We start from the raw sequence: 7,327 nt of genomic DNA, 5'->3' as shown, positions 1-7,327 counted from the left end.
TGTGGGAGCGGGCTTGCTCGCGAACGGGCCCTGACAGTCGCCATCAATCCCGTCTGCTAGAATCGGCCCCACTGATTCTACGAGGTGCACCCCATGAGCGAGCCGATTCGTCTGACCCAATACAGCCACGGCGCAGGATGCGGTTGCAAAATCTCGCCTCAGGTCCTGGAAGTGATCCTGGCCGGCAGCGGTGCGCAGAACCTCGATCCCAAGCTCTGGGTCGGCAACGCCTCGCGGGATGATGCGGCGGTGTACGCCATCGACGACGAGCGCGGCGTGGTCTCGACCACTGACTTCTTTATGCCGATCGTCGACGACCCGTTCGACTTCGGCCGCATCGCCGCCACCAATGCCATCAGCGACATCTACGCCATGGGCGGCGATCCGTTGATGGCGATTGCGATCCTCGGCTGGCCGGTCAATGTGCTGGCCCCGGAAATCGCCCGGGACGTGATTCGCGGCGGCCGTTCGATTTGCGACGAGGCGGGCATTCCCCTGGCCGGCGGGCATTCCATCGACGCCCCGGAGCCGATCTTCGGCCTGGCCGTCACCGGGCTGGTGCAAAAACGCCACATGAAACGCAACGACACCGCCACCGCCGGTTGCCTGCTGTACCTGACCAAACCCCTTGGCATCGGCATCCTCACCACCGCCGAGAAGAAGGGCAAGTTGCGTAACGCCGACATCGGCCTGGCCCGGGACTGGATGTGTACCCTCAACAAACCCGGCAGCCGCTTCGGCAAACTCGACGGCGTGACCGCGATGACCGACGTCACCGGTTTCGGCCTGCTCGGGCACCTGGTGGAAATGGCTGACGGCAGCCAAGTCACCGCCCGTATCGAATACGACCGCGTGCCACGTTTGGCCGGCGTTGAGTATTACCTGGAACAGGGCTGCGTACCGGGCGGCACCTTGCGTAACTTCGACAGCTACGCCAGCAAACTCGGGCGCTTGCAGGAACTGCACAAACGCGTGCTGTGCGATCCACAAACCAGCGGTGGCCTGCTGATCGCGGTCACCCCCGAAGGCAACGGTCAATTCCTCGCGGTTGCTGCCGAACTGGGTCTGAGCCTTGAGCCTATCGGCGAACTGGTTGAGCGACAGAGCAACGCGGTCGAGGTGTTTTGATGTCTGTCGACTGCACCGATTACCGCGACATCTTTCTCAACGACCGGCCGATGATGGATGCCCGGGCGCCGGTCGAATTCCTCAAGGGCTCGTTCCCCGGCGTGGTCAATCTGCCGCTGATGAATGACCACGAGCGGCAACGGATCGGCACCTGCTACAAGCAGCACGGGCAGCAAGCGGCCATTACCTTGGGACATCAATTGGTGTCAGGCGAGATCAAGGCCGGGCGCCTCCAGGCCTGGGCCGACTTCGCCTGGGCTAACCCTGAGGGTTATTTGTATTGTTTTCGCGGCGGCTTGCGCTCGCAGATCGTGCAGCAGTGGCTCAAGGACGAGGCGGGTATCGACTATCCGCGGGTCGGTGGCGGCTACAAGGCCATGCGTTCGTTTTTGCTGGAGACGACGGATCAAGCGGTGGCCCAGTGCGATTTTGTCCTGCTCGGCGGCATGACCGGCACCGGCAAGACCGAAGTGCTGACGCAGTTGAGCAATGGATTGGACCTCGAAGGTCATGCCAATCATCGGGGATCCAGCTTCGGCAAACGCGCCACCGGCCAACCTTCCAATATCGATTTTGAAAACCGCCTGGCCGTGGACATCCTGAAAAAACGCGCCCGTGGCATCGAGCAATTCGTGCTGGAAGATGAGAGTCGTGCGGTCGGCAGTTGTGCCTTGCCGCTGCCGCTGTATCAGGGCATGCAGCAGTTTCCGATGGTCTGGCTGGAAGACAGCCTGGAAGGGCGGGTCGAACGGATCCTGCGGGATTATGTGGTGGACCTGTGTGCCGAGTTTATCGGCGTGCACGGCGAGGACGGCTTTGTACTGTTTTCCGAGCGTTTGCTGGAGAGCTTGAACAATGTGCAGAAGCGACTGGGCGGGGAGCGTCATCGGCGGATGCTGGTGTTGATGGAAGACGCCTTGGCGGAGCAGGCGCGTAGTGGCGCGGTGGATTTGCACCGGGGCTGGATCGAAGGGTTGCTGACTGAATATTACGACCCGATGTATGGGTTTCAGCGGGAGAAGAAGGGGGCGCGGATCGAGTTTTCCGGGGAGCGCGGGGCGGTTCTGGAATATTTGCGAGAGCGGGTTCATCCGCTTGGTTGATGGTGGTTTTGCTGGCCCCTTCGCGAGCAAGCCCGCTCCCACAGTAGATCTTTGGCGAACACATATTTTGTGTCTGACACAGATCCCCTGTGGGAGCGGGCTTGCTCGCGAAGAGGCCCTGACAGGCGCTGAATCCCTTAAAGCAAAGCAGCCCCGACCAACCCACTGATCACCCCGATCCCCATGGTCATCAGCGCCACGCTGACCAACACCCGAGTATTGAAATCCTTACGCAGCATCAGCAGCGACGGCAGGCTGATGCTCGGCAGGGTCATCAGCAATGCGACCGCCGGGGCGGTGCCCATGCCCAGGGTCATCATGGTTTGCACGATGGGGATTTCCGCGGCGGTCGGGATCACGAACAGTGTCCCGATGATCGCCAGCGGCACCAGCCACAACAGGCTGTTGGCCATGGCGCCATCGATGTGCGGGAACACCCAGACCCGTACCGCCCCCAGCACCAGCACCGCCAGGACGTAGATCGGAATGGTGCTCCAGAACAACTGCCAGATCGTCCGGCCCCAGCGGGTCAGGAACGGTTGCTCGTTGATCTCGCGGGCTTCGGCCACGGCCTCGACGGCGGCCTCAGGTACGTTCTCCGGCCCGGCGATACGCTGGGCCACCAGCGACACGCCAAACACCAGCACGATGCCCGCCACCAGCCGCAACGCAGTAAAGCCCCAGCCAAGCACGAAGCCCATGAATACCAGCGTGGCGGGGTTGAGCACCGGGTTGCCGATCCAGAACGCCAGCGCCGCACCCACTGACACGTTCTGCCGACGCATGCCCGCTGCCACCGGGGCGGCGCAGCACGAACACATCATGCCCGGCAGGGCGAACAGGCCTCCACGCAATGTCGAGGCGAAACCGGCGCGGCCGAACAGGCGCAGCAGCCAGTCTCGCGGAATCAATACTTGCAGCAAGGAGCCGAGGATCACCGCCAGCACCGCGGCTTTCCAGATCGCCAGGAAATACACCTTGGCATACGCCAGGGCAGCGATCAGCGGGTCGGATTGTTGATCATTGATGATCGAGGCGCCGATGCTGTGATTGTCAGCGGCGACGAAGGCCTTGAGGTAGTAGGGCGACCATTTGACGTAGTAGAGGCCGACGCAGGCCACCAAGACGAACAGTGCGGGTTTCCACCAGAACGACCAGCCCCGGGAGGGGACAGCTGCGGATGAGAGTGACATGGCAAGGTTCCGGGCAGGGGAGAGATGAAGTGATGATAGCCCAGCCCCTTCTTACCCGTGGTCCCGACAGTGTGTGGGACGTGGCAGACGTCTTATGTAGGACAGTTCTGCGAGCCGTTATCCAGCCCTTGTTTATACGTGTGGCTGACCAGGCTGGCCTTGCCGTTGTGCCAGGTCAGGGTCAGCACGAACAGCGAATCGTAGTCGCTGGACTCCCAGTCCTCGGTGATGTTCTGTTTCTTGCCGACCGCATCGCCGGCGACCTTGTTGATCAGCTCGGGCAGGTAGCCGTGGGACCAGGCGGTGTAGATGATCGAGTTGTGATACTTGTCGTGCAGCAGTTCATCCGCCAGGTCGCTGGTGTCATTGGCCGAGAACTCGATGTTCACCGGCAAACCGAGCTTGATCGCGCTGGGGCTGATGGTCATCAGGGGACGGATGTAGCTGTAGGAATTGTCCAGTTCGCCTTCTTCGACATTGCGCGTCGGGTTGGCGGCGAACACATAGTTTGCCTTGCCGAATTTCTCTGGCAGCAAGGTGGACAGGTTGATCGCACGGTTCAGCCCCTGGCAATTGAGCTGGCCCAGGCCGCCGTCGGGCTTTTCCGCGTGGCGCAGGAATACCAGCGTCTGGGTGCCGTCGGCCGGTTGGGCGCGGCTTTCGCTGGACTCAAGCGACAGGAACAGCGCGCTGGCCGCCAACAACGTGGGCAGGAAAATGTACGCGCGATGCTTGAAGCGTTGGGCGAATTTCAAAAGGTTCATCATTGAATAATGGGTTCTTCAGCGCACTCGATTAAGGCTGACAAACCTTTACACCGCGCTCCCAGCGTCGGGTGTTTTCCATGTCGTTGAGCCGGTCCGTTTTCATGTAGGGCATTGCTCAGAGTCCTCTGAAGCCCATTTGGTTCGATACCGGCGGGTTCGCAGCACTTTAGCCGCAACCTTCGACGGGATGGCCGAAGGTTATCGACAGGATGTTGCGGATTTATGGATGCCGGCAGATTTCTGCGCCAGAAAGCCATGGACCTACATTATGATCAGCGCTCCAATGTCTGCGTGGATGCTCCCATGACCGATCTTTCTGCGTTCCCGATCAATCAAAAATGGCCGGCCCAGTACCCTGACTGGATTCAGCTTTACTCCTTGCCGACCCCCAACGGCGTCAAGGTCTCGATCATGCTTGAAGAGATCGGCCTGCCGTACGAGCCGCACCGTGTGGGCTTCGAGACCAACGATCAGTTGTCGCCGGAGTTCATGTCGTTGAACCCCAACAACAAGATCCCGGCGATCATCGACCCCCACGGCCCGGGCGACCAGCCGCTGCCGCTGTTCGAGTCCGGGGCGATTCTGATCTACCTCGCCGACAAAAGTGGCCAGTTGCTGGCCCAGGAATCGGCGGCGCGCTACGAGACGATCCAGTGGTTGATGTTTCAGATGGGCGGTATCGGGCCGATGTTCGGCCAAGTCGGTTTCTTCAATAAGTTCGGCGGCAAGGATTACGAAGACAAACGGCCCCGTGATCGCTACGTCGAAGAGAGCAAACGCCTGCTCAACGTGCTCGATAAACGCCTGGAAGGGCGCGACTGGATCATGGGCGAGCGCTACACCATCGCCGACATCGCGACATTCCCGTGGGTGCGCAACCTGATCGGTTTCTATGAGGCCGGCGATCTGGTGGGCATCCAGAACTTCCCAAATATCACACGGGTGCTGGAGCGCTTCCTGGCGCGGCCGGCGGTGATGCGCGGGCTGGAAATTCCCAAATAAAAGCTATTCAAGACCAAGGCAGGCCATGGGTTCTTTTAATTTCAAGCAAGTCGATGTCTTCAGCCGGACGCCGCTAAAAGGCAATCCGTTGGCAGTGGTGTTCGGTGCGGACGAGCTCAGTGATGAGCGCATGGCGGCGTTCGCGACCTGGACCAACCTCAGCGAAACCACGTTTATTCTGGAGCCCCGGGACCCGCGAGCCGATTATCGGGTGCGGATTTTCACCACGCTGTCGGAATTGCCGTTCGCCGGTCATCCGACCCTGGGCACCTGTCACGCGTGGCTTGAGGCCGGCGGCGTGCCCAAGGGTGAGGAGATCATTCAGGAATGCGGCGTCGGGTTGGTGCGGGTTCGTCGGCAGGGCGCGGAGCTGGCATTTCTCGCGCCACCGCTGCTCAGGACCGGGCCGGTGGAGGCTGACGTGCTGGAGCGGGTGCGACGTGGGCTCGGGCTGGCGGCGGGGGCGATCGTTCGCGCGCAATGGGTCGATAACGGCGCGGGCTGGCTGGCGGTGATGGTCGAGAATCGGCAGCAGGTCCTCGATTTGCAACCGGATCATTCGCAGATGCTCGGTTTGGCGGTTGGCGTGATCGCGCCGTGGCATCCCGAACGGGATGGCGATGACGCGCAGTTCGAAGTCCGGGCGTTTATCTCCGGCGACGGCATGCCGGAAGACCCGGCCACCGGCAGCCTGAATGCCGGGATCGCGCAGTGGTTGCTCAGCGAAGGGTTGGCGCCGGCGTCTTACGTGGTAAGCCAGGGGTTGACCATGGGACGGGCGGGGCGGATCCAGGTGGATCAGGTGGGGGATGAAATCTGGATTGGCGGCGCGGTAGTGACCTGCATCGCCGGGACCTTGACCCTGTAGCTGCCTAAACACAAATCCCCTGTGGGAGCGGGCTTGCTCGCGAATGCAGTGCATCAGTCAATACATGTGGCAACTGACCCACCGCCTTCGCGAGCAAGCCCGCTCCCACAGTAGCCCAGCATCGCGCATATGTTCCTGGCTCGACACAACTCCCACAAGGTGGATTGTTGCCAGACTGGTAAAGGTTTGTTCCTTTCTCGAGGTTTGTACCCTGCGCCTTACAGGGCATAAGCTTCGCCCCCTACGACTTTTGTCTCAGGAAAATCCATGTCCAGCCAGTTCCCCGAAGCACGTCCACGCCGTCTGCGCCGCAATGCGAGCCTGCGCAGTCTGTTCCAGGAAACCGAATTCAGCCTGAACGATCTGGTGTTGCCGATTTTCGTCGAGGAAGAAATCGACGACTTCGTGCCGATCAACAGCATGCCCGGTGTGGTGCGCATTCCCGAGTCGAAACTGGCCGGCGAGATCGAACGGTATGCCCGTGCCGGGATCAAGTCGGTGATGACCTTCGGCGTGTCCCATCACCTGGACAGCAGCGGCAGCGACACCTGGAACGACAACGGCCTGGTCTCGCGCATGGCGCGCATCGCCAAGGACGCGGTGCCGGAGATGATCGTGATGTCCGACACCTGCTTCTGCGAATACACCGACCACGGCCATTGCGGCGTGCTGCACAACCATGAGGTCGACAACGACCAGACCCTGATCAACCTCGGCAAGCAAGCCGTGGCCGCCGCCCGTGCCGGCGCTGACGTGATCGCCCCGTCGGCGGCGATGGACGGCCAGGTCCAGGCAATTCGTCGGGCGCTGGACGAGGCCGGTTTCACCCAAACCGCGATCATGGCCTACTCGACCAAATTCGCCTCGGCACTGTATGGCCCGTTCCGCGAAGCTGGCGGCAGTGCGTTGAAAGGCGACCGCAAAAGCTACCAGATGAACCCGATGAACCGCCGCGAAGCCGTGCGTGAATCCTTGCTGGATGAGCAGGAAGGCGCCGATGCGCTGATGGTCAAACCCGCCGGCGCCTACCTGGACATCATCCGCGACATCCGCGAAGTCTCGCGTTTGCCGCTGTCGGCATATCAGGTCAGTGGCGAGTACGCGATGATCAAATTTGCCGCCCAGGCCGGGGCGATTGATGAAGATCGCGTGGTGCGGGAAAGCCTTGGCGCCATCAAGCGCGCCGGCGCGGACCTGATCTTCACCTACTTCGCCATGGACCTGGCCTTGGCCGGGATCTAACCCACACCACAAATTCCCCCTGTG

7 protein-coding genes are annotated in these 7,327 nt (G+C 61.4%); 5 read left to right on the top strand and 2 right to left on the bottom strand.

What is annotated here, in order from left to right:
- Positions 1–93 precede the first annotated feature (93 nt).
- Together selD and mnmH are read left to right on the top strand one after the other, a co-directional pair.
- Positions 94–1,128 carry a selenide, water dikinase SelD gene (selD, locus tag ACIQY3_RS14280; protein ID WP_403020356.1) on the top strand — a complete coding sequence of 345 codons (1,035 nt, stop codon included), beginning with the start codon at positions 94–96 and terminating at the stop codon, positions 1,126–1,128.
- Positions 1,128–2,231: a tRNA 2-selenouridine(34) synthase MnmH gene (gene mnmH / locus ACIQY3_RS14275; protein ID WP_403020354.1), complete on the top strand. Its 1,104-nt coding sequence runs from the start codon at positions 1,128–1,130 to the stop codon at positions 2,229–2,231. Before selD ends, mnmH begins: the two co-directional genes overlap by 1 nt.
- Before the next feature lie 137 nt (positions 2,232–2,368).
- Here mnmH and ACIQY3_RS14270 read toward each other — a convergent pair whose 3' ends face one another.
- Together ACIQY3_RS14270 and ACIQY3_RS14265 are read right to left on the bottom strand one after the other, a co-directional pair.
- Positions 2,369–3,424, bottom strand: coding sequence for a permease (locus ACIQY3_RS14270; protein WP_403020351.1), 1,056 nt, complete (start codon positions 3,422–3,424; stop codon positions 2,369–2,371).
- A gap of 92 nt (positions 3,425–3,516) precedes the next feature.
- Positions 3,517–4,191 carry a histidine phosphatase family protein gene (locus ACIQY3_RS14265; protein ID WP_403020348.1) on the bottom strand — a complete coding sequence of 225 codons (675 nt, stop codon included), beginning with the start codon at positions 4,189–4,191 and terminating at the stop codon, positions 3,517–3,519.
- A gap of 303 nt (positions 4,192–4,494) precedes the next feature.
- On the opposite strand from ACIQY3_RS14265, the gene ACIQY3_RS14260 reads away from it, so the two are divergent.
- The 3 genes from ACIQY3_RS14260 (at position 4,495) to hemB (ending at position 7,303) form a co-directional block, all read left to right on the top strand.
- Positions 4,495–5,193: a glutathione S-transferase family protein gene (locus tag ACIQY3_RS14260; RefSeq protein ID WP_054617386.1), complete on the top strand. Its 699-nt coding sequence runs from the start codon at positions 4,495–4,497 to the stop codon at positions 5,191–5,193.
- Positions 5,194–5,218: 25 nt separating this feature from the next.
- On the top strand, positions 5,219–6,061 hold the full coding sequence (locus ACIQY3_RS14255) for a PhzF family phenazine biosynthesis protein (protein WP_403020344.1): 843 nt from the start codon (positions 5,219–5,221) through the stop codon (positions 6,059–6,061).
- A 267-nt stretch (positions 6,062–6,328) separates the two neighbouring features.
- Positions 6,329–7,303, top strand: coding sequence for a porphobilinogen synthase (gene hemB, locus ACIQY3_RS14250; RefSeq protein WP_403020341.1), 975 nt, complete (start codon positions 6,329–6,331; stop codon positions 7,301–7,303).
- Positions 7,304–7,327: the final 24 nt, after the last annotated feature.

The sequence above is a fragment of the Pseudomonas sp. NPDC096950 genome, from assembly GCF_044762525.1.
GTDB lineage: Bacteria > Pseudomonadota > Gammaproteobacteria > Pseudomonadales > Pseudomonadaceae > Aquipseudomonas.
This window is presented reverse-complemented; position numbering and strand designations above follow the sequence as displayed.

What these genes read in the sequence shown, in the direction of transcription:
- selD (WP_403020356.1), top strand. Translation starts at nt 94, where the DNA reads ATGAGCGAGCCGATTCGTCTGACCCAATACAGCCACGGCGCAGGATGC.
- mnmH (WP_403020354.1), top strand. Translation starts at nt 1,128, where the DNA reads ATGTCTGTCGACTGCACCGATTACCGCGACATCTTTCTCAACGACCGG.
- ACIQY3_RS14270 (WP_403020351.1), bottom strand. Translation starts at nt 3,424, where the DNA reads ATGTCACTCTCATCCGCAGCTGTCCCCTCCCGGGGCTGGTCGTTCTGG.
- ACIQY3_RS14265 (WP_403020348.1), bottom strand. Translation starts at nt 4,191, where the DNA reads ATGATGAACCTTTTGAAATTCGCCCAACGCTTCAAGCATCGCGCGTAC.
- ACIQY3_RS14260 (WP_054617386.1), top strand. Translation starts at nt 4,495, where the DNA reads ATGACCGATCTTTCTGCGTTCCCGATCAATCAAAAATGGCCGGCCCAG.
- ACIQY3_RS14255 (WP_403020344.1), top strand. Translation starts at nt 5,219, where the DNA reads ATGGGTTCTTTTAATTTCAAGCAAGTCGATGTCTTCAGCCGGACGCCG.
- hemB (WP_403020341.1), top strand. Translation starts at nt 6,329, where the DNA reads ATGTCCAGCCAGTTCCCCGAAGCACGTCCACGCCGTCTGCGCCGCAAT.